Genomic DNA, 23,926 nt, shown 5'->3' on the forward strand with positions numbered 1-23,926 from the left:
TTTTGAGTATTTTTACTCATAATTGAAGAATTCACACTCCTAATTTTTTCTTTTATCTTGAATCTTTTGAATTTCCCCTTTCCATAAAGGGGTTTTTTGTAGTACTAATGTTCTAAGAAGTGTATTTACTTCCCTACAAAATTATGGAAAGTTTGACAGAAGCTCAAAGAGAACTTTACGAATGGCTGGTGGAATACATCCGCACGCACCAACATTCGCCTTCAATTCGACAGATGATGCTGGCGATGAATCTTAAGTCTCCAGCACCAATTCAAAGTCGGTTGGAACATTTACGAGTCAAGGGATATATTGAATGGCATGAAGGCAAGGCGCGGACAATTCGGATTATACATCCACAGAAGCAAGGTGTGCCAATTTTAGGCTCTATTGCCGCAGGTGGTTTAATAGAACCTTTCAACGATGCAGTAGAACATTTAGACTTAACTACTTTGTCGTTACCCCCACAAACCTATGCTCTGCGAGTCACAGGCGACAGCATGATAGAAGATTCCATCGCTGATGGAGATTTGGTATTTCTACGCCCAGTACAAGAACCATCTCATCTCAAAAATGGTACTATCGTTGCTGCCAGAGTAGAGGGACATGGTACAACATTAAAGCGATTTTATCGTATGGGCGATCGCGTCACCCTCAAACCAGCCAATTCTAAATACAACCCCATTGATGTTAACGCCTTCCAAGTACAGGTACAAGGTTCCCTTGTTGCTGTTTGGCGCAGTTACAACTAAATAAATGGGTAATGGCTAATCGCTAAAGGCTAATCGCTAAAAAAACTAGCAATTAGCCATTAGCAATTAACAATCTTAGTTATTGCAAATTTATGTATTTAGTACAAAATCAAGTAAATTTCAAACTTAAACTACCATTTGCAGGCGAGAAAAAAGGCACTTATCAAACTCAGCCACCATTACCAGGATGCCCAATGATGCCGCATCTGGTGCAACTGCGCTCATATCAGCAACAAGCAATCAATAACTGGTTTGCCAACAATGGCAGAGGTACGCTGAAAATGGCGACAGGTAGTGGTAAAACCATTACTGCGCTGGCTATTGCCTGTGAATTATACAAACAAATTAACTTACAAGTTTTACTAGTCGTGTGTCCCTACCGACATCTCGTCACCCAATGGGCGCGAGAATGTGAAAAATTCAATTTAAAACCCATCCTAGCCTTCGAGAATTTACGCAGTTGGCAAAATGAACTTTCTAACCAACTATACAATGTACGTTCTGGTTCTCAAGCGTTTCTTACAGTAATTACCACTAACTCTACTTTAATTGGAGATGGATTACAATCTCAACTTAAGTACTTTCCCGAAAAAACCCTAATTATTGGCGATGAGGCACATAACTTAGGCGCACCCAGGTTAGAAGAAAGTTTACCCCGCACAATTGGCTTGCGACTGGCTTTGTCTGCAACACCAGAAAGGTATTTTGATGAAAGTGGCACCCAATCTATATTTAATTACTTTGGTTCAGTACTCCAGCCAGAATTTACATTAAAAGATGCCATTAATCAAGGCGCTTTAGTACATTATCTTTACTATCCCATTTTAGTAGAACTAACAGATACAGAAAGCCGCACTTACGCTAAATTGACACAAAAAATTGGTAGAGCGTTGCTATATCGGGAACGAGATGTTGAATTGGGTAATTTTGAAGACAATGAAGACTTGAAGCCTTTGTTAATGCAGCGGGCAAGATTAATCGGTGCTGCTGAAAATAAGCTAAACGCTTTGCGTGAATTAATGAAAACTCGCAGAGAAACTAGTCATACACTATTTTATTGCAGCGATGGTTCACAAGAAATAGGACAGCGTTCTAGCTTGCACCAATTGAAAGCCGTTGCTAAAATTTTGGGGGTAGAACTAGGTTATAGAGTAAGCACCTACACCGCCCAAACATCTTTACAAGAAAGAGAAGTTTTACGCCAACAATTTGAAAGCGGCGAATTACAAGGTTTAGTCGCCATTCGCTGTTTAGATGAAGGAGTGGATATTCCGGCTATTAAAACTGCTGTTATTTTAGCAAGTTCAGCTAATCCTCGTCAGTTTATTCAGCGACGTGGGCGAGTTTTACGTCCTGCACCAGGTAAAACTCGTGCCACAATATTTGACATGATTGTATTGCCACCAGATTTAGATCGGGATACTTTAGAAGTTGAACGTAATTTGCTACGGAAAGAATTACTGAGATTCGTAGAATTTGCTGATTTGGCTGACAATGCAGGTGAAGCGAGAATGAAGTTACTGAATTTACAAAAGAGATACGGATTATTAGATATATAATTGTAGAGACGTTCCGGCGGAACGTCTCTACAAGATTATTGATGACGAGATAATAAAGTGCTAAGATATACAAAAAACCAAATTTAAGCACCCACATGAATCGAGAAACTAATATAGATGATGTACAAGAGCCAATTAGCAGTGCTACCCCGGAAGTGCGGCAGATTATTGAGCAGGTATGGCAGTTAGAAAAGAGTAGATTAGATAAGAAAAGTAATAGCCATATTAATGATGATATTTTGACAATTGTGAAGGAAGCCGTTCGATGAAGCTGACTTCAATTAAACTTTGTAATTTTCGCTCTTTTTATGGTAAGACACCAGAGATTATTGTAGCCGGAGGTGACGATCGCAACACCACGATTATTCACGGTAATAATGGCTCTGGAAAAACAAGTCTGCTGAATGCGTTTACTTGGGTGCTGTATGAAAAGTTTAGTGCAGCTTTCGCATCGTCTGAGCAGTTAGTGAATAAGCGTGCGATCGCAGAAGCTAAACAAGGACAAGCGGTAGAATGTTGGGTAGAAGTTTTTTGGGAACATGAAGGTAAACGCTACCGAGTAAAACGCCAGTGTCGCGTTTATAAGAATAAAACTGACTTTGACATTGGTAAAACAGAGTTGTTTATGCAGGTAGCTGGGGATGATGGAAAGTGGTATTTCCCCCCACAGCAACCAGAAGAAGTCATTGGGCAAATTTTACCTGCTAGTCTACATCAATATTTCTTCTTTGACGGCGAACGCATTGAAGAGATAGTTCGTTCTGATAAAAAAGCGGAAATTGCTGAAGCCACAAAAATTTTCTTAGGTGTGGAGGTAATTAACCGTTCGATTAGACACTTGGGAGAAGCGAAAAAAACTTTGGAGCAGGAGTTAAAAGCAATTGGTGATGCGGGAATTAAACAGATTTTGCGCGAAGCAGAAAACATAGAACAAGAAATTGAGCGCATCTCCAAAAGACAAACGGAAATTGAACAAGAGTTAGAGTACCAACAAACTTTTAAAAAAGAAACAAATAACCGTTTAAGAGAGCTTAGTGCAGCTAAGGAATTAGCAGAAAGACGGCAAGAATTAGAAAAACAAAAAGCAGCGAATCAAGATAACTTGAGACAAACTAGGGAAGCTATCCAAAAAGCAATTTCGGCACGCGGTTATACAGTATTACTATCAGAACATACAAACATATATCAGGAAATAATTGAAGATTTTAAGCAACGAGGTGAGTTAAAGGCAGGAATTTCGCGTGAATTTATCAATAATTTACTCAACTCTCGGCGCTGTATTTGTGGCACAGAATTAAAAGTAGGAAAACCTGTACACGAGCATGTGAAAAGTTGGTTAGATAAAGCTGGTTCCTCAGCAGTCGAAGAAACATCTATCCGCATCAGCGCACAAGTGGATGAAATTGATAAGCAAGTAGCAGCTTTTTGGGAAGAAATTGACAAAGAACAAGCAAGACAAAATCAATTAAGACAAGTTGTGTCAACAATAGAGAGTGAGTTAGATAATATTCAAGAACGATTGCGTAAAGATGCTAACGAAGAAATTAGCAGTTTACAAAAGCGATTGGATGAAATTGAAGAAAGAATCAGAGATTTAACGCTAGAGCAAGGTGCGAATCAGCAACAAATTGCTAACTGTAAAGCTGAATTGGAAGGTTTGGGTAAACAAATTGCTAAGCAGAAACTGAATGAGGAACGACAGGCACTAACTCAGCGACGCATCAGCGCAACTCAAGATGCAATTGAAAGATTAACGGAAATGAGAGTTCGTCAAGAGAAACAGTTTCGCGCTTCATTAGAAAAGCGGGTACAAGAAATATTTAGTGAAATTTCATTTACGCCTTATATTCCTAAAATCAGTGATAAATATGAACTGACGCTGGTGGAAAATACCACAGGCGTAGAAGCATCTGTTGCAGCTTCTACCGGAGAAAATCAAATCTTGAGTTTATCGTTTATTAGCAGCATTATCGACATGGTGCGGGAATGGAGTGGGAAAAGACAAATGTTGATGGCTCCAGATAGTAGCACCTTCCCGATTATCATGGATTCACCCTTTGGCAGTTTGGATGAACATTATCGACGGCGGATTGCCAAAACAATACCCAAATTAGCAAATCAGTTGATGGTTTTAGTGACTAAAACTCAGTGGCGCGGAGAAGTAGAAGAAGAAATCACCGACAAAATAGGTAAAGAATATGTACTGACTTACTACTCTTCCAAACCCGATTGCGAACAAGATTACATTGAATTGGGTGATGAATACTATCCCTTAGTCAGACAAAGTCCAAATGAATTCGAGTACACAGAAATCATTGAAGTCAACCGCGAAATTTAACTGTAGAGACGCCCCGGTGGGGCGTCTGCACCGTGAAAATTTCTAGATATTTTGATTTTTGCCTTTCAAAAAGCGAGTTAATCATGTATATTAGCGATCGCACACAGATGTAGAGACGCCCCGACGGGGCGTCTCTACAGACATTTGCATTTCTATGTATATCAACCCTGATGTTAGGCAAACAACCGTTTACCTCTAAATATGCCTTTTCTGACATTAAGTCATTAGGCATTTATATTTCGTAACTAAGATCGCACCCCGAAATCTGGTAAGCTGCTAGCTATTTGGTAGCTTTCGTCCTAATTCTATCACGCGAATAATTTCATGGGGGGAGGGTATTAACCCCCCAATAGACAATGCAATGTTTAAGACTTTGAGTTAAGATGATGACAAATTAGATACGAGTATATGGCGGAAGCAGGTAGAATTAGAGTTGCTAAAGATAAGGCTGATTTAGTCAAAGCTTTAACATCAGCAAATGGTACAACAGGTCCTTTTCAAACTTATGCTGATGTAATTGTATTTGCAGCTACTTTGGGAGCTAAGTATAAAAAGCGTGTTCCTTTCTCTGAGATATCCAAAAGAGAACCATCTCCCATTAGATTAGAAACTTTTAATGCAATGGGACATGATTGGGTAATCAAGTTGCTGGGAATTACTGAAACAAAAGATATTAAGATACTAGCAGTTAATGAACACGAAGCTGAAGAGCAGCGAAACCTAATTTTTGAAGAGTATGCTAATGGTGGGCTGGAAGTTTTGCAGAATGAGTTACGAGGATCAGTAGACTATACATACCAAGTTTCATTATTTCTCAGTAAGTTTAAAGTTAATCAAGAGCAACAAGACGAGGAATTTGATTTAACCAAATTCATGAATTGATTTAAGCAAAAGTAGGGTGTCGTAGCGCCGAGAGTACGGCAATAAACAACAGATTAATGGTGCGTTACGTTTCACGCTTCGCACCCTACTTATATCTGCTTCGTTTTACCTTTTTTAAGGTAGTACAAAGCGCATATTTGGATAATCTTACTTACAAACCTTGTTCCTCCTCCTCCTCAGATAGTGGCTGCGAGGAAGGCTGACTATATGAATCAGGCAAACCTACCGCAAGTACTGCAGAAAACCTGTCACGAACCAAGTCTTCTTTTCGCTGATTACTCATTTTTTCATGGTCCCTACCATAGAAGGCAGTTGTGTCAAAACCCTTGTATAATGCTTTGTATGCATCACTACAATCATTCCACTGATCTTTATTTGTATCTGCGCTAAAGAAATGGAGTAGCTTTCGCCTCGACAACATTGGATAACCATTGGCTGCATCAATTTCAATTTTGCGAGAGCCGAAATACCACAAGCACAATAAGAAAAATATTCTATCTTCTACAGCTCTTGCAACCTTAATTTTGTCATTTCCCGGGTTTATAGCTACAAATGTCCATAGACGAAAAGGGTAATTTAGCAAGTTGGCATCTACTCTAAGAACGCCTTTGTCATAGAGCCGATCCAAAAATTGCAACACATCATCTATGTTGCCTAAGTTTGAGTCTTTGCCTTTGTAGTCAAATTCCACCATTCTTCCCAAACGAACCATAGCCTTCTGGAAAATGGTTTTGAAAGCCCATTGATTATCTTTCATGCTAGCGATCGCAATTTGATGCGCTAGTATTTCTCGGTTATGCCAATCACTATCCCTAGCATTCTCCTGCTCTCTAATAATTCCTTTGTGTTTACTGGTTTGAGCTTGAAACCTGCCAAAAGTACCCTCAATCAAATGATGCTCGCGAGCATACTTGAGCAAGTTACGGTATGGGTTAAATTCTAGTAAAAGCTTCACTAGCCAGGGACGAAAGTTTACTTTAAATCCTTTGATTGCTGAATCAAGGTAATTCTCTGGTATTCGCGCAAATGGTGTAACAGGTTCTTCATCTTCGTCACAGTAGTCTTCTAAGTAATATTGCAAGAGCGCTCGCCCCTCATACTGGACTTTTTGATCGTTGATACCCAGTGTAGAATCAATGCTATCAATAAATTCTAAAACTTGCTTTTTTTCCATTGGATCGCGTGGTGGTTTTAGATCCAGAGTTGCCGAAACCAACAGATCAAGATGAACTAGTGAATTCAGGTAGTAGGAGGTATCAAATCGGTTTAAGTCGTCTTGCCAGCGCACTAAAGAAAGGGGAAGTCGATCTTGGGCATCTTCACCTGTTTTTTCAGTTAGCAATGTTCTAACACACTGGGCATTGATACTCTTATCATCAAGGATCAGTTCTCTAGCCTTATCTACAGTCTTGGCATTCTTATTCAAATCAGTAAATAATTCACGAGCAATTCCCCTAATAGAGTAATCAGCTTCACTTTGAACATTTTGGAACCCAGCACTAGAATGAAGCAAAACAAACAAGACTGGAATTTTAGTTTGTTGCTCAATGGTGCGAAGAGTACCACCCCGAAACTTCTGATCTTCACGGAAGGTACGCAGTGCCCTACATGCGATGTTGTCCATCTACAGCTACTGCCAGTACACGATCTTCATCCCAACGAAGTCGGGCGGAGAGTCCGATAGACATGAACTGAACACCGCCGAAGTTAGAAACTTGAGCTTGTGGATGGTTCCATTGAGAATCATCCGGATCGGTACCATCCCAAGGTATAGGGGGAGGATCGATGGTTGTAGAGTTATCGAAGGTATCCTGAATCTTACCATCGGCTCCCTTTGGCATCAATAGAATGGTAATCGCATTGAAAAATTTGAGTTTTTTGGGATCGAGAAGGTAGCCTTTAACGATATCATCCTCTACCCTTTTGTCATCAATTTCTCGCTGAAAAAGTTCTTTGAGCGACCATTTTGTGTCTAACGAAGCCGGAATTTGTTCAGCTATCTTAAGCTCATCAATGGCTCTATTAATTTCAATAAGTGAAAGGAAGTAGGGAAGTGCTATACCTTCTGATAACGTGTAAGTCCCTGTTAAACCATAAAGAGGTTTGTTGAATCTTGCTTTTCCTTCATTATTTGGTAGTATGAGCATCCTGAATTAACCGTATTTGAGAGTAAATGAGCGAAGAAATAGCCCGGTGGATTTCCGTGTAGCTATGTCATAAACATGACTCCCTTTATACAGCAATTTACTTTGATAGCACAACAGCAAAGTTACGGTATTTCAGTAGGCAGATAAAAAGAATACAGCTAAAGATTTGTAAAGACTAGTAATTATAAAATTGATGGAAGTCCTACCGCTTTGGGTTCGACAAACTTGCCCTCAAAACCAATTGTTTTATTTTCTACAGTTCTGGCTTTAGCTAAATTCTGACGCAGTTCGGCACGTTCTATGTGATCTTGAATACCACCAAGAATATAGATTAGTAATTTTGCTGCTAAATCCCGCCCAGCAATTTGCACTCGTTTTCGATTTGCGTCATATAAAACTCCATACCAGAGTGATTGCGGATACTCCATGCTGCTAAAACCGCCTTGTTGATCGTATTTTCGCAGCTTCTTAAATATGTCTTCTAAGGATAAACCTTTCCTAAATACCAAGATACCTAAAGCTTGAGCTAATGCTACTTGACCAACAGGACGGAAAAGCATATTTCCTTCGCCTCCATCCTTTTCAAAGCTAAATCTTCGCAGTTGAGGGGTATCTTCGTATTCTAAAATTTTATAACTTGGTAAAGTTGCGAGATAATCAAGCAGCTCCTGAAAATCTCTAATTCCCTCGGATAGTTCTCGATCTTCTGGGCGTAGGGGAATTAAACCTTTAGATAAAGGTTTCCAATGCTGGAATTTTTGCCCCAAATAGCGCTCTGACATATCCTGTAGAGCTTGTAGCGTTGTCAAAACTGTTGACTTAGCCGCTACAGTTGCACTATTCCAATTGACGCGAGGTTTCCTACCTTCACGTTGTTCCAAAAGTGGATGAGTGACAGCAATCTTTCTGGCAACAATAGAAAAACCATCATCCTCATTCAACTGTGCTAGTTGACCTTTACTTAAAGGTACAGCCATAAGGTTGACGTGAACAAAAGTTGATCTTACCCTTCGTCTTGCTTCTTCGTGGGTTTCACCTACCGCAACTGCACTGAGAAACTCAATCCCAATTTTTTCTTTGGGTAAGCTTTTTAGGTAAGCAGGCGAGGCGTGGTATTTTTCGATCAAATCATCTAGTGTAATTACTGTGTCGTAAGGAGTTTTATCCTTTTTGTATCGCTGGAGTTTACCAGTTCTGAGTAACTCCATCAAACCCTGCACTCCCATTAACCGATGTTGACCATCTAAAGCATAAATAGTTACATTTTCATCAGAAACGTTAAGTAAACCAAATCTACCATCTCGATCCAGTGGTGTAAATTCTGTGGTAGATTTTATAGCCCGTGCCTGACTATCCCACTGAGATGCTTGAGGATTATCCACCCACGGCTGGTTAATCACTACCAAAACTGGTGGAAATTTGTGATTGCGAACTGCCAAATACTGTACTAACGGTGCTTGACGAGACCAATCAAGGGGACGCTGTTGAATTTCATCAATACTATCCGCGTCTATCTCAATATTACCAGTTACGGGATTGTACTTTTGCTTGAGTAAGGGTAAGCCAGATGCAAAGTTAACCCGATGCGCAAACCATTCCAGTGTAACGGAACCTACATACGCCTGGTTCCCTCCCATCTCGGTTTTCTGAACCAGAATTTGGTTGTTGCTATCAAGATAGTTATCTAGCAATGAACCGAATTGCTTGAGATCGTTCTGCCCCTGTTCAATGTTCTGGTTTTTGAGAAGATCGATTGGGTAATCTGGAATGTTGCTCATTTGAATAAATTTGAATTTTTAGCCCAGAATCAATATATAAGAAATTGAAAGTTAAAAAATTAAGTTTTTAAAAACCGTAATTAGTACAAATTTATGTAATACTAAATTTGCCCTTGTCAAAATAGGGGGTTGAACAGGGATAGGCACATGACTTCAGTACAACAGCAAGAAAAAAAAGTTCAGCCGCGTACAGTGGCAGAGTTAGTGGAAACTATCCAGACTCTCACCACGGAAATTCAAGAATTATATTGTTTGGACGAAATACCCTGGATTATCGGTGTATCTTGGGGTAAAGATTCAAGTACTGTACTACAGTTGGTGTGGAATGCGATCGCCGCTCTACCCAAAGAAAAACGCACGAAAACAATCCACGTCATTACAACTGACACGTTGGTAGAAAATCCGATAGTTGCTGGTTGGGTACGTAAATCTTTACAGCAACTCAAAGAAGCTGCCAAAGAAATGAATATGCCAATTGAACCCCATCTGCTGCAACCAATAGTTCAAGAAACATTTTGGGTAAATCTGATTGGCAAAGGCTACCCAGCACCGCGCCACCAGTTTCGCTGGTGTACCCAACGCTTGAAAATTAATCCAGCCAACCAATTCATTCGGGAAATGGTGAGAGCAAACGGCGAAACAATTCTGGTTTTGGGTACTCGCAAAGCCGAAAGCACCAAACGTGCGGCGACAATGCAAAAGCATCAAATTGGTAGAGTGCGCGATCGCCTTAGCCCCAACGCCAGCTTACCTAACTCACTAATTTACAGCCCCATCGAAGATTGGAGTAATAATGATGTCTGGATCTATCTAAATCAGTGTGAAAATCCCTGGGGAAAAAGCAACAAAGAGTTATTCAACATGTACCGGGGTGCAACAGCAGATAACGAATGCCCCCTCGTAGTTGATACCTCTACTCCTAGTTGTGGCGATTCCCGATTTGGGTGTTGGGTTTGTACAATGGTAAATAAAGATAGATCGATGGAGGCAATGATTCAAAACGATGAAGAAAAAGAATGGATGCAACCTTTATTAGATATTCGTAATGAATTAGATATTAAAGATGATCGCGACAAAAGAGACTTCCGCCGAATCTGGGGCGAAGTTCAACTATTTGAACGCAACGTAGAAGGCGAAACTTCTATTGAAACCATTCATGGTCCTTATACAAAATACTGGCGAGAATACTGGCTGAGAAAAGTTTTAGAAGCACAAACAAAAAGTCGTCAGTCAGCACCAGAAAATATGCGTGATATTACTCTCATGACTAAAGAAGAACTCAGCGAAATTAGACGCATTTGGCTAGAAGAAAAACACGAATTTGATGATAGTTTACCCCGTATATATCAGGAAGTCACAGGTGAACCTTTCATAGATCCGCGCCCTGGTGCAGAACACAGCTTACTAGGTAGTGATGAATGGGCAGTGCTAGAGGAAATTTGTGATGGTGATGCCATGCACTTAGAACTAATGGCGAAACTATTAAACACAGAACGCCAGTATCGTAAAATGGCTAGTCGTAGAGGAATATATGACGCCTTAGAAAAATGTTTCAACACCAGCTCACGTTCCCAAGAAGATGCAATTGAAAATGCCAAATTCATCCGGAATTTAAAAACAGCAGCAAGTGAAGGCGACGTTGACAAAGTAAAACAGTTAACTTTAGGAGATGTTGAGGTAACAGAAGTTTCAACCACTGAACCAGATACTTGGGCAAGTAGAAAATTCCGCAACAAGGAAACAACCAATGATAAATAATTTCGTTGAATAGACACAAAATTTCGCGTCTCTAAATAATAATATTTGCGCCTTTGCGTGAGACTTAAAAATGAGATTTATTGAACTCGTACTAGAAAATTTTGGTCCTTATAGAGGGCGTCAAGTCATCAACCTCGATTCACAAGAACATGGCAATTCTCGCCCCATCATCCTGTTAGGAGGGATGAATGGAGGGGGAAAAACTACCCTAATGGATGCTATTCGTCTCGCACTTTACGGACAACGCGCCCAATGTTCTACCCGTGGCAATTTAAGTTATAGTGATTTTCTCACACAATGCGTCAATAGCCACACTCCACCAAATAAAGACACTCGGATTGAATTAGTTTTTGAACACATCGAAAACGATAAACCAGTACATTACCGGGTAGTGCGATATTGGACAAAAAACCCAAAAGATGGTAAGGATAACTTAGGCATTTTGGATGCTCAAGAATGGCTGGATAGCTCATTAGTTAATATTTGGGACGAGTATATTGAAAATTTGCTGCCTCTGGGAATTTCTAACTTATTTCTATTTGATGGTGAACAGGTTAAAGAACTTGCAGAGCAAGAAGTACCTCCACCAATTGTAGCTAATGCTATTCGCGGACTTTTAGGGCTAGAGTTGGCAGAACGTTTAGCAGATGATATAGATATTTTAGTAAATCGCAAACGTAAGGAAATTGCTGAGATACAAAATTTAGCAAATTTGGAGGATATTGAACAAAAGCTGAAACAACAAAATGCTGAATATCAATCAACAAATAATCAGTTAGATGTATTTAAAGATAAATTAGAACTTGCCGAAAAAAAACAGAAAGAAGCTTTGGATAGATTCATTGCAGAAGGTGGGAAAATAGCAGGCGATCGCAGTCAGCTAGAGCAACAGGAGAAGCAAAAAATTGCTGAAGCTGAGGAAACGCGCTCCCGCTTGTGTACCTGTGCAGAAGATATTTTACCCTTGGCATTGATTCAACCGCTACTTACACAGGTACAAGTACAAGGAGAAAAAGAAAAAGCGACAACACAAGCACAAATAGCGCAAGAGATATTATTAGAGCGAGATAAACGGCTAGTTGATAGAATAACTCAGTTAGGAATCACAGCAGAACAATTAGATAAAATTAAATCGTTAATTAACGAAGAGAATCAAGAAATTATTGGTGAAAAAAAAGAATTATGGTTATTAGCTGCTCCAGAAAATATGCAGCAACTAGCTAATATTATAAACAACGACTTAGAAAAAGTTAAAATATCTGCCCAACAGCAACTAGCAGTTCTCAAAACTAAAGAAGAAGAACTCATTACTTTAGAAAGACAATTACAAACGGCTGCATCTCCAGAAGCATATCAACAGCTATTAGATGCAGTGGAACACACGCAAACTAAAGTTGCTGAAGCTAAAGTAGTATACGAAACAGCACGTCGTCGTTTAGTTGAATTAGAAGCGGCGATTGAAAAGTCAAAAAAAGACTTAAAACAATATACTGATCAAAATATTAAACGTCACAACAAAGAACATGTAATTGCTGCATCTACTAAAGTTCAAGAGACACTCAAACTTTTCCGCGAACGACTGGCGTTAAGAAAACTCAACAAATTAGAACTAGAAATAACCGAGTGTTTCCGCTACCTTCTTTCCAAATCAGATTTAGTGCATCGCATCGCTATTGACACTCACACCTTTAGTCTCTCCCTGTATGATTTACAAGGGAAACCCGTTCCCAAACATCGCCTTAGTGCTGGGGAGAAACAACTATTAGCGATCGCCTTCCTCTGGGCATTAGCTCGTGTTTCCGGACACCGCTTACCAGTCGCAATTGATACACCTTTGGGCAGACTAGATTCTTCTCACCGTAGTAACTTAGTAGAGCGTTACTTCCCTAGTGCCAGTCATCAAGTAATTCTACTTTCCACCGATACTGAAATTGGCGAAAAAGAAGTGCAAAAGTTAAGAGAGAATGATGCTATCGCCCGTGAGTACCTGCTCAAATACGACTCATCCACGCGCCAAACAAATATCGAACCAGGCTATTTTTGGTAAAACTCCCATTTCTTGTAAGCTGTGAAAGGCAAATGACACGCACTATTCCAACACAGGAATCCCTCACTGTCGAGTTCAAAAGCGATCGCTCGCGTCTACCTGATAAGGAATTGATTGAAACAGTGGTTTGCCTTGCCAATACTGATGGCGGCGAAATTTACCTTGGTGTTGAAGATGATGGTCAAATAACTGGTGTGCATCCCCAACATCAAAACTTATCTACCTTAGCCGCTATGATTGCCAACCGTAGCAATCCCCCTGTTAGTGTGCGCGTCACTGCACTTCAGGAAGAAGGTCAAACCATTGCCCGGATTGAAGTACCCAAATCTTACCGCTTGGTAGCTACTTCCGATGGACTGCTACAGCGTCGCCGTCTGCAAGCTGATGGAACTCCCCAATGCACCCCCTTCTATCCCCACGAATTTGCCAGTCGTCAATCAGATTTAGGTGTAATGGATTACTCCTCATTACCAGTAGTGGGGGCATCTGTAGCCGACTTTGATCCCTTAGAACGGGAACGCTTGCGCCAGTTGATAGAACGCTATGGAGGAGATCGCACTCTGTTATCCTTAAGAGATGAAGAACTAGACGGTGCTTTGGGATTTGTGCGTTCTCGTGATGGCGATCGCGTCCCCACAGTTACGGGATTGCTGATTTTGGGTCGAGAAGCAGCTCTGCGCGAACACATACCGACTCACGAAGTTGCTTTTCAAGTTCTGGAAGGAACGCAAGTGCGAGTAAATGATTTTTACCGCACCCCCATGTTGAAACTGTTTGAGCGAGTGATGGAACAGTTTGAGGTGCGTGTAGAAGAAGATGAAATGCAAATCGGTCTATTTCGCGTGCCGATTCCCAACTACGACCGCAGGTCATTTCGTGAGGCTTTTGTCAATGCCCTAATTCATCGGGATTACACTAGACTGGGAGCAGTTCATGTCCGTTGGGAAGATTACGGAATTGTCATCAGCAACCCAGGAGGTTTTGTCGAAGGCGTAACTTTAGATAACCTGCTCGTTGTAGAACCCAGACCCAGAAATCCTTTTCTTGCTGATGCTATCAAACGTATCGGACTAGCTGAACGCACTGGACGTGGTGTAGATTTAATATACCAGGGTTTACTGCGCTACGGACGATCTGCCCCCGATTATCGACGTAGCGATGCGTATTCTGTAGTTGTTAGACTTCCTGGTGGTGAAGCCGACTTGCCACTGTTGCGGGTTGTGATTGAAGAAGAAAATCGTCGGCAAAGCCAACTTCCAGTTGAATCTCTAATTGCTTTGGCTCAATTGCGGCAAGAAAGACGCTTGGACACAAATACCCTAGCCCAAGCCATTCAACGAGACGAGGCGATCGCACGCAGTGTATTAGAAAGATTAGTAGAGGCAGGCTTAGTTGAAGCCCACGGTGTCAAAAAAGGACGCACTTATACCTTAAGTCCACGGGTTTATCGAGAATTGGGACAGTCAGCCGATTATGTCAGACAAGCAGGCTTTGATTCCATTCAGCAAGAGCAAATGGTGTTAAGTTACGTCAATACTCACGGCAAAATCACAAGACTTGAAGCAATGGAACTATGCCGCATTAGCGAAGACCAGGCAAGTCGGCTACTGCGTAGACTAGCTGATGCCAAGCGATTAAAATTAGTTGGGCAACGCCGAGGTGCACATTATGTGCTTTTTTAGCGCGGAAATACGCGCCGCGCATTTTAAAATACGCGCCGCGCATTTTTAAGCGCATTTTCGGCAATAAAACCGCCAACTCCAAACCATCGCAGCTACTTCCCCAAATTAAAGGTTGTCAAAAACCCCAATATGTGAAACCGGGCTATTTTTGGTAAAAATTGCTTACTGCCCTCGTGCAACTTTTCTGACTTCTTCTACATCTAATTCCAAACGTTCAGCAATTTTTTGAATACTTAATCCTGTTTCCAGCAAAATAGGTACAACTTCCAGCTTAGTTTTTTTCAATATGCTTTGATAAAGCCGACTGGTTTTAAATTCACTTAAGACCAGCATGGTTTCAATTAAAAGACGATAGCAGGGAAACCTATTTAACTTTTAACCAACTAAATATATCAGCTACTCGTACTTGCCAATCAACCAAGACATCAAGAACAGGTAATATATCTATATCATATTTCACTTCAGGCAACTGATTGGGTTGAAATACCATCACCGATTTATCACTAGGATCAATGAACCAACCTAGTTTTGTCCCCTGGTTGAGGCAAAAAACAATTTTATTAATGACACGGTTAGGGGATTGATCTGGAGAGAGAATTTCAATCGTCCAATCTGGGTAGCTGTCAAATCTGTTAGCAATCTCCCCTTCCTCATCAGTTGGGATGCGTAACCACTCAAATACTGCAATATCAGGAACCAGCGATCGCCCACCAAAAGTGCAGCGTAACTCAGTTAATGCTAAAGCTTTTTGCTGCGGTTCACCCACTTCATTAATAGTGGTTGATAAACGAGTTTGAATTCTGCTATGTTTCCCTTGTGGCATCGGTTTTTGGTATATTTGACAGTTAATGTACTCACTTGCTGGTTCTGTTTCGGGTTCTTTTAAGAACTCTTCTAGAGAAAGGGTTGAGGATAACTGAGATGATAAAGTCATAAGTAGTTACTCAAGAAAAAAACAGAGTGAGTAAAAATCTTCAAGGGATTCCTAACGTTATATTTTACTATCCACATCCTGGCTTACAAGGTCGCTTAACGTCTTCAGGCGAACAGGTGGCTTATTGGGAAGCTCAACCAAAATAGTTAAATTACCCCCTATAGCATCAATATAGTTCCTTAAAGTAGACAGCAACATATCAGACTCTCTTTCCAGGCGTGACACATTAGATTGTGGCATTTGCAAACTTCGTGAAACTTCCGCCTGTGTTAAACCCACAGCTTTTCGCAACTCCTGCAAAGTGAGATATTCAGCTTCTAATTCTTCCGTCAATGCCTGTATTCGTTGCTTGCGCTCCTCTGGCAAATTATCCCATATACTTTGTAAGATTTTCCCTTTGGTCATTTGTTCTCCTCCTCTTCCTGCTTCTTTAACTGGGTCAAATGGTCGTCGAAGCGTTCATCGGCTTTTTTAATAAATACCCAAATTTTTCTTGTGGAGTCTTTTGGGTCTAATCTGGGCAGCGCTAGGGATCGCATTCAGTTAATTTTTAATATAAATTAATATACAATAGCACCATTAGCACCCTACCACTACTCTTCTTCTCTGTGTTCTCAGCTTCCCTCAGGTTTAAACCTGGGGCTATGCGGTTTGAAAAAATATGGAACCACCAATCGACAGAATCAAACTTTCCCAAACAGCTAAAGATCAACTCCTAAAACTCAGACGCTCCACCAAAATCGACCAATGGAATATACTATGTCGGTGGGCGTTTTGTCGTTCCCTCGCCGAACCAACTTCCCCGTCACCAGTACCAATAATTACTGACAGCAACGTCGAGATGACATGGCGCGTGTTTGGCGGTGATATTTCTGATATTTTGTTACTCGCCCTCAAGCAACGCTGCTACAACGACGGCTTCGGTACTGACAAGGAAACCTTAGCTACACAATTTCGCCTCCACCTGCATCGTGGTATTGGTTACTTGGCTGGAGATCTAAATATCAAGAAGATTGAAGATTTAATTGAATTAGCGGCAAAGAGTTGAAGGATATGATTGGGGAGGCGGAGCCTCCCGGAAGGCATTCCCAGCCGGAGGCTGGGAACGAGAGGAAATGCAAAACTTTCAATTACTATGTTTGAAGCTGTAGAAATTGAACGTCACAAAGCGGCGATTTTTCGCACTGATTTATCTCGCCCGGTACGATTGGCAATAGAATCGTCAATCCTTAATCAAGACACCACGTTTTTTGATTATGGATGTGGTCATGGTGGCGATGTACAGCGAGTGGCAAACTTGGGTTATACTAGCGCAGGCTGGGACCCTTACTACCGTCCCGATGCTCCACGCATCCTGGCTGATGTGGTTAATTTGGGATACGTACTAAATGTAATTGAAGATACTGAGGAACGCCAACAAAGTCTTATCCATGCTTGGGAACTCACCCGCAAAGTCTTGATTGTCGCTGCACAAGTACTAATTAATGCGCCAAGCAAAGCTCAACTAGCTTACGGTGATGGTATCGTTACTCGCCGCAATACTTTTCAGAAATATTACGAGCAAGAAGAACTTAAAAGTTACATTGATAAGGTGTTGAATGTCGATGCAGTACCAGTGGCGCTGGGTGTTTATTTCGTTTTTAGAGATGAAGCTGAAAAAGAGGCTTATAAAGCTATACGCTTTTTCTCTAAGACTTACACGCCTAGAGTACGCATTCCTAGCAAACGGTTTGAGGACTACCAAGAGACGCTGGAACCACTGATGGCTTTTTTTACTCAGCGGGGTAGACTTCCAGTTAAGGGTGAATTAGAAAATGAACAGGAATTGCTGAGTGAATTTGGTAACTTCCGCCGTGCTTTTAGTGTAGTTTTGCAAGCTACTGACGAAGCAGAATGGGATGCTATAGCCTACCGTCGTTCTCTTGATATTCAAGTTTACCTTGCTCTGTCCCATTTTACCGGACGCCCCAGTTGGCAAAAACTAGCATCACAAATGCGCCACGACATCAAAGCCTTTTTTGGTAGCTACGAAGAAGCTTGTGCAGTTGCCGACGAAAAGCTTTTCAGCTTAGGAAAGCCAGGGGTAATTGAGAAAGCTTGTCAAAAAAGTAAGATTGGTAAACTTACCCGTGGCGCTCTTTACTTCCATATTTCTGTACTTTGTGAACTCGATCCCTTGCTACGAATTTATGAAGGCTGTGCTAGTCGTACCTTTGGGCGTGTCGATGAAGCAACGTTGATCAAGTTTTCTACTGATAAACCACAAATATCATATCTATCGTACCCAGATTTTGACACCGACCCCCATCCTGCCCTGAAAACAAGTATCAGTATTGATTTAAAATCTTTACAAGTAACACACCGAGACTACGAAACCAGGGCAAATCCACCAATTTTACACCGGAAAGAAACATTTGTTACTAATTCCTACCCACTCTACGAACAGTTTGCTCAACTTACCCAGCAAGAAGAGGAACTAGGATTGCTTGAGCATAAAAGCGATATCGGTACTCGTGAAGGTTGGGAAAAATGCCTTGCTGAATACGGGGTAGAGATTAAAGGACACCAAGTATATCAAAATTAACTCAAATTGGCGTCTTGGCATGAAATTGTGTAGCAGTTATGGCAATATATTTCAATCCCTATTCGGGATTGATAGATTATTTCTTCCTGGAAAAATCATCGAGGTGATGAATAAATCAAAACTGCCATGACTCAAATTTACTCAATACAGGAGTAATATAAAACCGTGAAAGAAATTGAATCACTGCGACTAGTATTGAAGAGTCGCAAGATGGGATCTTTGCTGTTATTAGGTTTTGCATCGGGGTTGCCGTTGTTCTTAACTAGTAAAACCTTGCAACTGTGGATGCAAGACGCCAAGGTTGATTTAGGGGCTATTACCTTGTTTGGTTTGGTGAGTTTACCCTATTCCCTCAAGTTCTTGTGGGCACCGTTATTAGATCGATTTGCACCGCCAATTCTGGGACAAAGACGGGGTTGGCTAATTTTGACACAGGTGGGGTTAGTTTTGGCGATCGCTGTTATGGCATTGCAACAACCAGCCCAAAATGTAGAAGTGTTAAGATTGCTGGCAATTAACACTCTCGTCATTGCTTTTTTAAGTGCCACCCAGGATATTGCTGGTGATGCCTACCGTACAGATGTTTTGACACCATTGGAATTAGAAACCGGAGCATCTGTTTGGGTACTGGGCTACCGCGTTTCTTTGTTCATCACTAGTTCTTTAGCTCTAGTTTTAGCGGATGTTATCCCTTGGAATGTAGTTTATTTCCTCATGGCTGCTTTGATGGCATTAGGAATCCTTGCTACTATTTGGGCACCAGAAGCGCCACGTAGCTACGAACAAGCAAATATCACCACAACGCTATCTGGTAAAGATGGTATTTTTCTTTTGTTGATCGGTGGTTTGGTTGCCGGGTTGCTCGGCGGGGTAATTACAGGTGTCATACCAATGCCAGTATTTTCTTGGCTATTAGCAGCTTTGCTTGTAGGCTGGATAGCTATATCTTTTTTAGCACCTAAACGTGATTTAAATCAATCACAAAATGCTCCGCAAACTTTACAAGATGCCGTTTTGCTACCATTTCAAGATTTTTTTCAAAGATTTGGAATTACTAAAGGCAGTATAATTTTAGTCTTTATTCTTCTGTACAAACTAGGTGATTCCTTAGTTGGAATTACCGGAAATTTATTCTTAAGAGAAATAAATTTTAGTAAAACTGAGATTGGGGCAATTCAAGGGGGAATGGGCTTTATTGCCACAACTGTTGGTGTACTGGTAGGCGGTGTAATTCTAACTAAAATTGGTATCAATCGCGCTCTTTGGGTATTTGGCATACTACAATTAGTTAGCAATTTAGGGTATTATGCTCTAGCAAGCGCGGGAAAAAATTATTCTGTTTTAGTTTTAGCTATTAATATAGAAAATTGCTGTGCTGGATTAGTCACGGTTGCCACTGTGGCTTATTTGATGAGCCTTTGTAATCACAGCTTTACTACTACTCAGTTTGCTTTATTCTCTAGCTTAATGGCTATTAGTAGAGATATTCTCTCGGCTCCGGCTGGACAAATAGCAAAAGCAACAGGCTGGAGTTCATTCTTTTTGCTGACTCTAGTAACAGCTTTACCAGGATTACTGCTTTTGCCTATTGTTGCGCCTTGGAACCCGCAGAAAGTAGCAATATCTAGACCTGGATTAGACAATGAGGAACAAGATTTATGGGGCAGAAAGTAATTATTTATATCGCCACAACCATTCTGATTATCACTGGTACTCTGCTGGGCTACGTTCTTTCCCAATTAGTTCTAGGATTTCTGACACTGAATCTACTGACCTTTTTGGGAACATTCAGCTTAATTGCAATTTTTGGTACTTTATATTACGTTTTGTTTTGGGAGTTTAGAAAACAGCAGTCGCAATCAGTTCCTGAAGGAGCAGTAATCCAGATGGAAAGAGCGCCAGATCAGCGTCTGCAAAGTAAGCTGATATCTATGTTGTCTGGTGATAGCGCCGCTGCTGAACGGATGATTGCTAAAGCAAAGCAAGAATTTCCCGGAATGCCGGAAAATTGGTATTGGGAAAGAGTGATTGCTGAGGTAGAGCGCGATTTGTGATCGATACAGCTAAAATAAGTAAGGTTTACAAATCTTGAACAAATTTTTTATTTAACTCCCTCATGGCTATTTTTCGTCAGTACATTGCACCGTTGATTGTAGTGCTAATTTTTTTAATTGCTCTTGTGGCAGTTAGCGCTCGGATATTTTTACCCTCAGATATGGCTTCCCCCGCACCAATTGAGCAGGATGCCGGAACTGCGACGCGGAGAATGGAAGATGTGCAGAGTATGTCTTTTAGTCAAGTCCACAAAACAGTTGATATTAACTAAACTTTGGCTGAACAACTGTTACCAGGTTACTACATTTGCCGTGGCTCCACTTTAGATCGAACACGGCTAGTCAACTTTATGCAGCAAACTTACCAAGAAATTTTTCCTCATCAGGACTTTTCTCATTTGACAAAAACAGTTGAGCAATACTTATCTAACGAAAGTCCTTTATGGTGGGTGTATGAAGAAGTCCCCCACTCACCAACTCCCGTAGCTTGTCTCTGGGCAGGAAATGCTATAGATCAAGTGCATGGCGATCGCTATACCCACGTCTTTTTACTTTACGTTGTGCCAGAACATCGACGCCAAGGCATTGGCACAGCCTTGATGCGATATGTAGAAAATTGGGCTTTACACAGAGGCGATCGCCAAATTAGCTTGCAAGTGTTTGATTCCAACACGCCTGCATTAAATCTTTACAATCAAATCGGTTATCAAACTCAGTCCTTGTGGATGGTAAAATCACTGCATACTGAGAAGTAAATTAATAAAGAGATTCTCACTATGAAGGCGGAATTTTGTTCGCTTAGCGTCTCCTTCTGCCTTTAGCATAGCTGTATAGCTGTATAGCTGACTTCCCAAGCCATTATGTATGACGAAGACGAACTAAGCCTACTTGATATCGAAACTGAACTAGATAGCCCACTAGATCATCTAGGAACACTGACGGCTGAATCAGAGACGCCTAAACCTAATCCAGAGGCGATGCTAGCCCTGTTAGAAAACACCCAGCCGCAGCAAAGGATGTTAGCGGCGCGGGCTTTCTGCGACATTGAAGATCCAAGAGCGACGCCGTATTTAATTCGTCTTCTCACAGATACTTGTCCTCTAGTACGAGTAAGTGCAGCTTATGGGATCGGACGCAATCCCAGTCCAGATGCTGTTGAACCTTTAATTGCTCAATTGAATCGGGAATGGAATGGCTATGTGCGTAAAGGAGTAATTTGGGCATTGGGGAACTGTCGCGATCGCCGCTGTCTAGCACCGTTAGCTGACGCTTTAAAAACAGATATTTCCGCAGTGCGATTGTGGGCAGCTTCAGCTTTGGCGCAAATGACAGAAATAGGTTACGAGGCAGTAGTGGGAGCAATTCCACCTTTGATTGAAGCATTAGTCAAAGATCCTGTTGCCCCAGTACGTAGTAATTGCGCTTGGACAATTGGACAGTTATGCCGCGAACTACCTTCTAACGTAGTATACGCTACAGCTATTGATGCTTTAATTCAAGCTTTTGCCGAAGACCAAGATTTAGGAGTGCGCGAAGACGCCAAAGCCGCACTCTTGGGTGTTGGCGATCCCCGTGGACTCCAGTTAATTGAAACCTTGGAACAGGAAGGGTGGTTTTGATATGAATTCAGGATTTTTTCTCCTGACGGCTGTAGAGACGTTCCTCTGTTCCAGCTGTACAGACGTTCCGCTGTTCCAGCTGTACAGACGTTCCGCCGGAACGTCTCTACTGAATATACTGAATCCGATAAATCCGGTTATTCGCTTCTTCTGTAACCAAAAGACTACCGTCAGGTAAAACCAGTAACCCCACAGGACGACCCCAAGTAGTTGGTACATCAGGGTTAAGTACAAACCCGGTCAGAAAATCTTCGTAGTAGCCTTGCGGACGTCCTTGAGAATTATAAGGAACAAATACAATCTTATAGCCAGTAGCGCGATCGCGATTCCAAGAACCACGGAAGGCAACAAACGCACCATTTCGATACTTTTCTGGGAAAGCCTTACCATCATAAAACTGCAATCCCAACGCTGCTGAGTGTGCCTGAAATAGCACATCGGGGGTGCGAGTACGAGTTACCAAATCGGGGCGTTTACTTTTACCATTCCTTGTTTGACGTGGATCGAGATTGTTTGAGTTAAAGTAAGCATAAGGCCAGCCGTAGAATTCTCCGCTTCGTATACGTGTGAGATAGTCTGGGACTAAATCATCCCCAATACCATCCCTTTCATTCACAGTGGTGTAAAGTTCCTTAGTTACTGGATGAAAATCTAAACCCACTGGGTTACGCAAGCCGTAAGCAAAAGTTTGCTGCTGAGAACCATCCAAATTCATTACCTGTACCGAAGCTCGTGGTAATGGTTCTTCATCTACGTTGGTTCCCGAACCAACAGAAACATATAACTTTTTATTATCAGGTGATACAACCACGTTCCTTGTCCAGTGGTTATTGTAGCCCCTTGCAGGTAAGTCAGCAATTTTTTTACCAGCACCCTTAAGTTGCTGTTGACCTTTTGTATAAGGAAACTGTAAAACTGCATCAGTATTACCTAAAAAGAAGGAATTACCAGCAAAAGCCATACCAAAAGGTCTATTTAATCCATTTGTTCTACTAGCAAATGTCTGACTTACATCAGCTGCTCCATCGCCGTTAGTATCGCGTAGTAAACGAATACGGTTTTGTTGCGTTTCTGTTACCAACACATCACCACTCGGTGTTAAAGATAGCCATCGTGGGGCGTCTAAATTTTCAGCAAAAACATTAACGACAAAACCAGGAGGTACGCGCAGTGTGGGGTTAGTAGGAATCGGCACTACATTGGGCGACTTGGAGGCACTTTGTGTGGCAAAGGGTTTTGGTAAATTGTTGAGACTGATGCGGATGGGTGTGGGTGAAAGTGTTTCTGTACGAATAATATTTTTGGGTTGTGTAGATTTCTGTGCCACCAGTTGACGTTGAGATTCTTCTTCATAGGCGCGAGTCTGAGTACAAGCAGCTACTGTTAGTAAAGAAAAAAATATTAACAACCGCGCAAAGAGTTTCATCGCCCTAGTTTTAAGTGATTATGCATAGTCCCATTATATACCTTAAACCCACTCCAGATCCCCGACAACTTTTACGAAGTCGGGGATCTAGTCAGTTTGATATTTTCACTACGGAAAAAAATATAAATTGTAGTTTATTTTTAGATGAGCGCTATCAATTATTAATAGAAACACAGGGTATTCAAAAAGATAAATGTTTTGCTCCGTGTAGAAACTTGAAAATACACTTCTCCGCTCAGAGCGCATCTATTAATACATAGGTCATGAAAAGATTACATTATAAGATAGGATTTTTTATCATCCTATCAATATTTGGATATACTACATCCTTAGTATTATCCTCACTTGCTAACGTATCTGCCTCGCCTC

General features: G+C 41.2%; 23 protein-coding genes. 15 read left to right on the forward strand and 8 right to left on the reverse strand.

Annotated elements, in window-relative coordinates; genetic code table 11:
• Positions 1–143: 143 nt before the first annotated feature.
• From lexA to ICL16_RS21915, 4 genes are all read left to right on the forward strand, one after another.
• Positions 144–749 carry a transcriptional repressor LexA gene (gene lexA, locus ICL16_RS21900; protein ID WP_190831983.1) on the forward strand — a complete coding sequence of 202 codons (606 nt, stop codon included), beginning with the start codon at positions 144–146 and terminating at the stop codon, positions 747–749.
• 92 nt (positions 750–841) lie between these two features.
• Positions 842–2,308: a DNA phosphorothioation system restriction enzyme gene (locus tag ICL16_RS21905; RefSeq protein WP_190831985.1), complete on the forward strand. Its 1,467-nt coding sequence runs from the start codon at positions 842–844 to the stop codon at positions 2,306–2,308.
• 95 nt (positions 2,309–2,403) lie between these two features.
• Positions 2,404–2,577, forward strand: a complete 174-nt coding sequence (locus tag ICL16_RS21910) for a hypothetical protein (protein WP_190831987.1) — start codon at positions 2,404–2,406, stop codon at positions 2,575–2,577.
• A complete protein-coding gene (locus ICL16_RS21915) occupies positions 2,574–4,646 on the forward strand; it encodes an AAA family ATPase (RefSeq protein ID WP_190831989.1) in 2,073 nt (690 codons plus the stop codon). Before ICL16_RS21910 ends, ICL16_RS21915 begins: the two co-directional genes overlap by 4 nt.
• Here the strand turns inward: ICL16_RS21915 and ICL16_RS21920 are convergent.
• Complete coding sequence (locus tag ICL16_RS21920) at positions 4,630–4,878, reverse strand: hypothetical protein (RefSeq protein WP_190831991.1); 249 nt, start codon at positions 4,876–4,878, stop codon at positions 4,630–4,632. The two genes, ICL16_RS21915 and ICL16_RS21920, sit on opposite strands and share 17 nt — an antisense overlap.
• 176 nt (positions 4,879–5,054) lie before the next feature.
• Here ICL16_RS21920 and ICL16_RS21925 point away from each other — a divergent pair, with 176 nt between their 5' ends.
• Positions 5,055–5,528, forward strand: coding sequence for a DNA phosphorothioation-associated protein 4 (locus tag ICL16_RS21925; protein ID WP_190831993.1), 474 nt, complete (start codon positions 5,055–5,057; stop codon positions 5,526–5,528).
• A 151-nt stretch (positions 5,529–5,679) separates the two neighbouring features.
• Here the strand turns inward: ICL16_RS21925 and ICL16_RS21930 are convergent, their stop codons facing one another.
• The 3 genes from ICL16_RS21930 to ICL16_RS21935 all read right to left on the reverse strand — a co-directional run bounded on the left by ICL16_RS21930 (position 5,680) and on the right by ICL16_RS21935 (position 9,453).
• A complete protein-coding gene (locus tag ICL16_RS21930; protein WP_202895653.1) occupies positions 5,680–7,152 on the reverse strand; it encodes a hypothetical protein in 1,473 nt (490 codons plus the stop codon).
• Entirely contained in the window at positions 7,133–7,675 is a 543-nt protein-coding gene (locus ICL16_RS44885; protein WP_202895654.1) for a hypothetical protein, read from the reverse strand. The genes ICL16_RS21930 and ICL16_RS44885 overlap by 20 nt, the downstream gene beginning before the upstream one ends.
• 182 nt (positions 7,676–7,857) lie before the next feature.
• The gene (locus ICL16_RS21935) at positions 7,858–9,453 is read right to left on the reverse strand and encodes a DGQHR domain-containing protein (RefSeq protein ID WP_190831995.1); all 1,596 of its coding nucleotides are present in this window, start codon (positions 9,451–9,453) and stop codon (positions 7,858–7,860) included.
• Positions 9,454–9,600: 147 nt separating this feature from the next.
• On the opposite strand from ICL16_RS21935, the gene dndC reads away from it, so the two are divergent.
• From dndC to ICL16_RS21950, 3 genes are all read left to right on the forward strand, one after another.
• Positions 9,601–11,211 carry a DNA phosphorothioation system sulfurtransferase DndC gene (dndC, locus tag ICL16_RS21940; protein WP_190831997.1) on the forward strand — a complete coding sequence of 537 codons (1,611 nt, stop codon included), beginning with the start codon at positions 9,601–9,603 and terminating at the stop codon, positions 11,209–11,211.
• A gap of 70 nt (positions 11,212–11,281) precedes the next feature.
• Complete coding sequence (dndD, locus tag ICL16_RS21945; protein ID WP_190831999.1) at positions 11,282–13,258, forward strand: DNA sulfur modification protein DndD; 1,977 nt, start codon at positions 11,282–11,284, stop codon at positions 13,256–13,258.
• Between the two features lie 32 nt (positions 13,259–13,290).
• On the forward strand, positions 13,291–14,940 hold the full coding sequence (locus ICL16_RS21950) for an RNA-binding domain-containing protein (RefSeq protein WP_190832001.1): 1,650 nt from the start codon (positions 13,291–13,293) through the stop codon (positions 14,938–14,940).
• 162 nt (positions 14,941–15,102) lie between these two features.
• Here the strand turns inward: ICL16_RS21950 and ICL16_RS21955 are convergent, their stop codons facing one another.
• The 3 genes from ICL16_RS21955 to ICL16_RS21965 are packed head-to-tail and all read right to left on the reverse strand — an operon-like array spanning position 15,103 to position 16,279.
• Positions 15,103–15,273 carry a hypothetical protein gene (locus tag ICL16_RS21955; RefSeq protein WP_190832003.1) on the reverse strand — a complete coding sequence of 57 codons (171 nt, stop codon included), beginning with the start codon at positions 15,271–15,273 and terminating at the stop codon, positions 15,103–15,105.
• A gap of 31 nt (positions 15,274–15,304) precedes the next feature.
• A complete protein-coding gene (locus tag ICL16_RS21960; RefSeq protein ID WP_190832005.1) occupies positions 15,305–15,874 on the reverse strand; it encodes a Uma2 family endonuclease in 570 nt (189 codons plus the stop codon).
• Positions 15,875–15,931: 57 nt separating this feature from the next.
• On the reverse strand, positions 15,932–16,279 hold the full coding sequence (locus ICL16_RS21965) for an XRE family transcriptional regulator (RefSeq protein ID WP_190832007.1): 348 nt from the start codon (positions 16,277–16,279) through the stop codon (positions 15,932–15,934).
• Positions 16,280–16,535: 256 nt separating this feature from the next.
• On the opposite strand from ICL16_RS21965, the gene dndE reads away from it, so the two are divergent.
• The 7 genes from dndE to ICL16_RS22000 all read left to right on the forward strand — a co-directional run bounded on the left by dndE (position 16,536) and on the right by ICL16_RS22000 (position 22,131).
• Complete coding sequence (gene dndE, locus ICL16_RS21970) at positions 16,536–16,922, forward strand: DNA sulfur modification protein DndE (RefSeq protein ID WP_190832009.1); 387 nt, start codon at positions 16,536–16,538, stop codon at positions 16,920–16,922.
• Positions 16,923–17,009: 87 nt separating this feature from the next.
• Complete coding sequence (locus ICL16_RS21975) at positions 17,010–18,458, forward strand: DNA phosphorothioation-associated putative methyltransferase (RefSeq protein ID WP_190832011.1); 1,449 nt, start codon at positions 17,010–17,012, stop codon at positions 18,456–18,458.
• A 165-nt stretch (positions 18,459–18,623) separates the two neighbouring features.
• The gene (locus tag ICL16_RS21980) at positions 18,624–20,132 is read left to right on the forward strand and encodes an AmpG family muropeptide MFS transporter (RefSeq protein ID WP_190832013.1); all 1,509 of its coding nucleotides are present in this window, start codon (positions 18,624–18,626) and stop codon (positions 20,130–20,132) included.
• Positions 20,117–20,512, forward strand: a complete 396-nt coding sequence (locus ICL16_RS21985; RefSeq protein WP_190832016.1) for an ABC transporter permease — start codon at positions 20,117–20,119, stop codon at positions 20,510–20,512. Before ICL16_RS21980 ends, ICL16_RS21985 begins: the two co-directional genes overlap by 16 nt.
• A 62-nt stretch (positions 20,513–20,574) precedes the next feature.
• Positions 20,575–20,784 (forward strand): hypothetical protein, encoded by a 210-nt coding sequence (locus ICL16_RS21990; RefSeq protein WP_190832018.1) that lies wholly within the window; start codon positions 20,575–20,577, stop codon positions 20,782–20,784.
• 3 nt (positions 20,785–20,787) lie between these two features.
• Entirely contained in the window at positions 20,788–21,267 is a 480-nt protein-coding gene (locus tag ICL16_RS21995; RefSeq protein WP_238360896.1) for a GNAT family N-acetyltransferase, read from the forward strand.
• A 105-nt stretch (positions 21,268–21,372) separates the two neighbouring features.
• Complete coding sequence (locus ICL16_RS22000) at positions 21,373–22,131, forward strand: HEAT repeat domain-containing protein (protein ID WP_190832020.1); 759 nt, start codon at positions 21,373–21,375, stop codon at positions 22,129–22,131.
• 106 nt (positions 22,132–22,237) lie between these two features.
• Here the strand turns inward: ICL16_RS22000 and ICL16_RS22005 are convergent, their stop codons facing one another.
• Positions 22,238–23,557: a PQQ-dependent sugar dehydrogenase gene (locus ICL16_RS22005; RefSeq protein ID WP_190832022.1), complete on the reverse strand. Its 1,320-nt coding sequence runs from the start codon at positions 23,555–23,557 to the stop codon at positions 22,238–22,240.
• Between the last annotated feature and the right edge of the window lie 369 nt (positions 23,558–23,926).

The sequence above is a fragment of the Iningainema tapete BLCC-T55 genome, from assembly GCF_014698965.1.
GTDB classification, from domain to species: domain Bacteria; phylum Cyanobacteriota; class Cyanobacteriia; order Cyanobacteriales; family Nostocaceae; genus Iningainema; species Iningainema tapete.

Excerpts from the sequence above, each read along its gene's own strand:
- ICL16_RS21975 (WP_190832011.1), top strand. The coding sequence starts at position 17,010 with ATGTTTGAAGCTGTAGAAATTGAACGTCACAAAGCGGCGATTTTTCGC.
- ICL16_RS22005 (WP_190832022.1), bottom strand. The coding sequence starts at position 23,557 with ATGAAACTCTTTGCGCGGTTGTTAATATTTTTTTCTTTACTAACAGTA.
- ICL16_RS21910 (WP_190831987.1), top strand. The coding sequence starts at position 2,404 with ATGAATCGAGAAACTAATATAGATGATGTACAAGAGCCAATTAGCAGT.
- ICL16_RS21915 (WP_190831989.1), top strand. The coding sequence starts at position 2,574 with ATGAAGCTGACTTCAATTAAACTTTGTAATTTTCGCTCTTTTTATGGT.
- dndD (WP_190831999.1), top strand. The coding sequence starts at position 11,282 with ATGAGATTTATTGAACTCGTACTAGAAAATTTTGGTCCTTATAGAGGG.
- ICL16_RS21990 (WP_190832018.1), top strand. The coding sequence starts at position 20,575 with ATGGCTATTTTTCGTCAGTACATTGCACCGTTGATTGTAGTGCTAATT.
- dndC (WP_190831997.1), top strand. The coding sequence starts at position 9,601 with ATGACTTCAGTACAACAGCAAGAAAAAAAAGTTCAGCCGCGTACAGTG.
- lexA (WP_190831983.1), top strand. The coding sequence starts at position 144 with ATGGAAAGTTTGACAGAAGCTCAAAGAGAACTTTACGAATGGCTGGTG.
- ICL16_RS44885 (WP_202895654.1), bottom strand. The coding sequence starts at position 7,675 with ATGCTCATACTACCAAATAATGAAGGAAAAGCAAGATTCAACAAACCT.
- ICL16_RS21925 (WP_190831993.1), top strand. The coding sequence starts at position 5,055 with ATGGCGGAAGCAGGTAGAATTAGAGTTGCTAAAGATAAGGCTGATTTA.
- ICL16_RS21905 (WP_190831985.1), top strand. The coding sequence starts at position 842 with ATGTATTTAGTACAAAATCAAGTAAATTTCAAACTTAAACTACCATTT.
- ICL16_RS21935 (WP_190831995.1), bottom strand. The coding sequence starts at position 9,453 with ATGAGCAACATTCCAGATTACCCAATCGATCTTCTCAAAAACCAGAAC.
- ICL16_RS21985 (WP_190832016.1), top strand. The coding sequence starts at position 20,117 with ATGGGGCAGAAAGTAATTATTTATATCGCCACAACCATTCTGATTATC.
- ICL16_RS21955 (WP_190832003.1), bottom strand. The coding sequence starts at position 15,273 with ATGCTGGTCTTAAGTGAATTTAAAACCAGTCGGCTTTATCAAAGCATA.
- ICL16_RS21965 (WP_190832007.1), bottom strand. The coding sequence starts at position 16,279 with ATGACCAAAGGGAAAATCTTACAAAGTATATGGGATAATTTGCCAGAG.
- ICL16_RS22000 (WP_190832020.1), top strand. The coding sequence starts at position 21,373 with ATGTATGACGAAGACGAACTAAGCCTACTTGATATCGAAACTGAACTA.
- ICL16_RS21950 (WP_190832001.1), top strand. The coding sequence starts at position 13,291 with ATGACACGCACTATTCCAACACAGGAATCCCTCACTGTCGAGTTCAAA.
- ICL16_RS21920 (WP_190831991.1), bottom strand. The coding sequence starts at position 4,878 with ATGCCTAATGACTTAATGTCAGAAAAGGCATATTTAGAGGTAAACGGT.
- ICL16_RS21960 (WP_190832005.1), bottom strand. The coding sequence starts at position 15,874 with ATGACTTTATCATCTCAGTTATCCTCAACCCTTTCTCTAGAAGAGTTC.
- ICL16_RS21930 (WP_202895653.1), bottom strand. The coding sequence starts at position 7,152 with ATGGACAACATCGCATGTAGGGCACTGCGTACCTTCCGTGAAGATCAG.
- dndE (WP_190832009.1), top strand. The coding sequence starts at position 16,536 with ATGGAACCACCAATCGACAGAATCAAACTTTCCCAAACAGCTAAAGAT.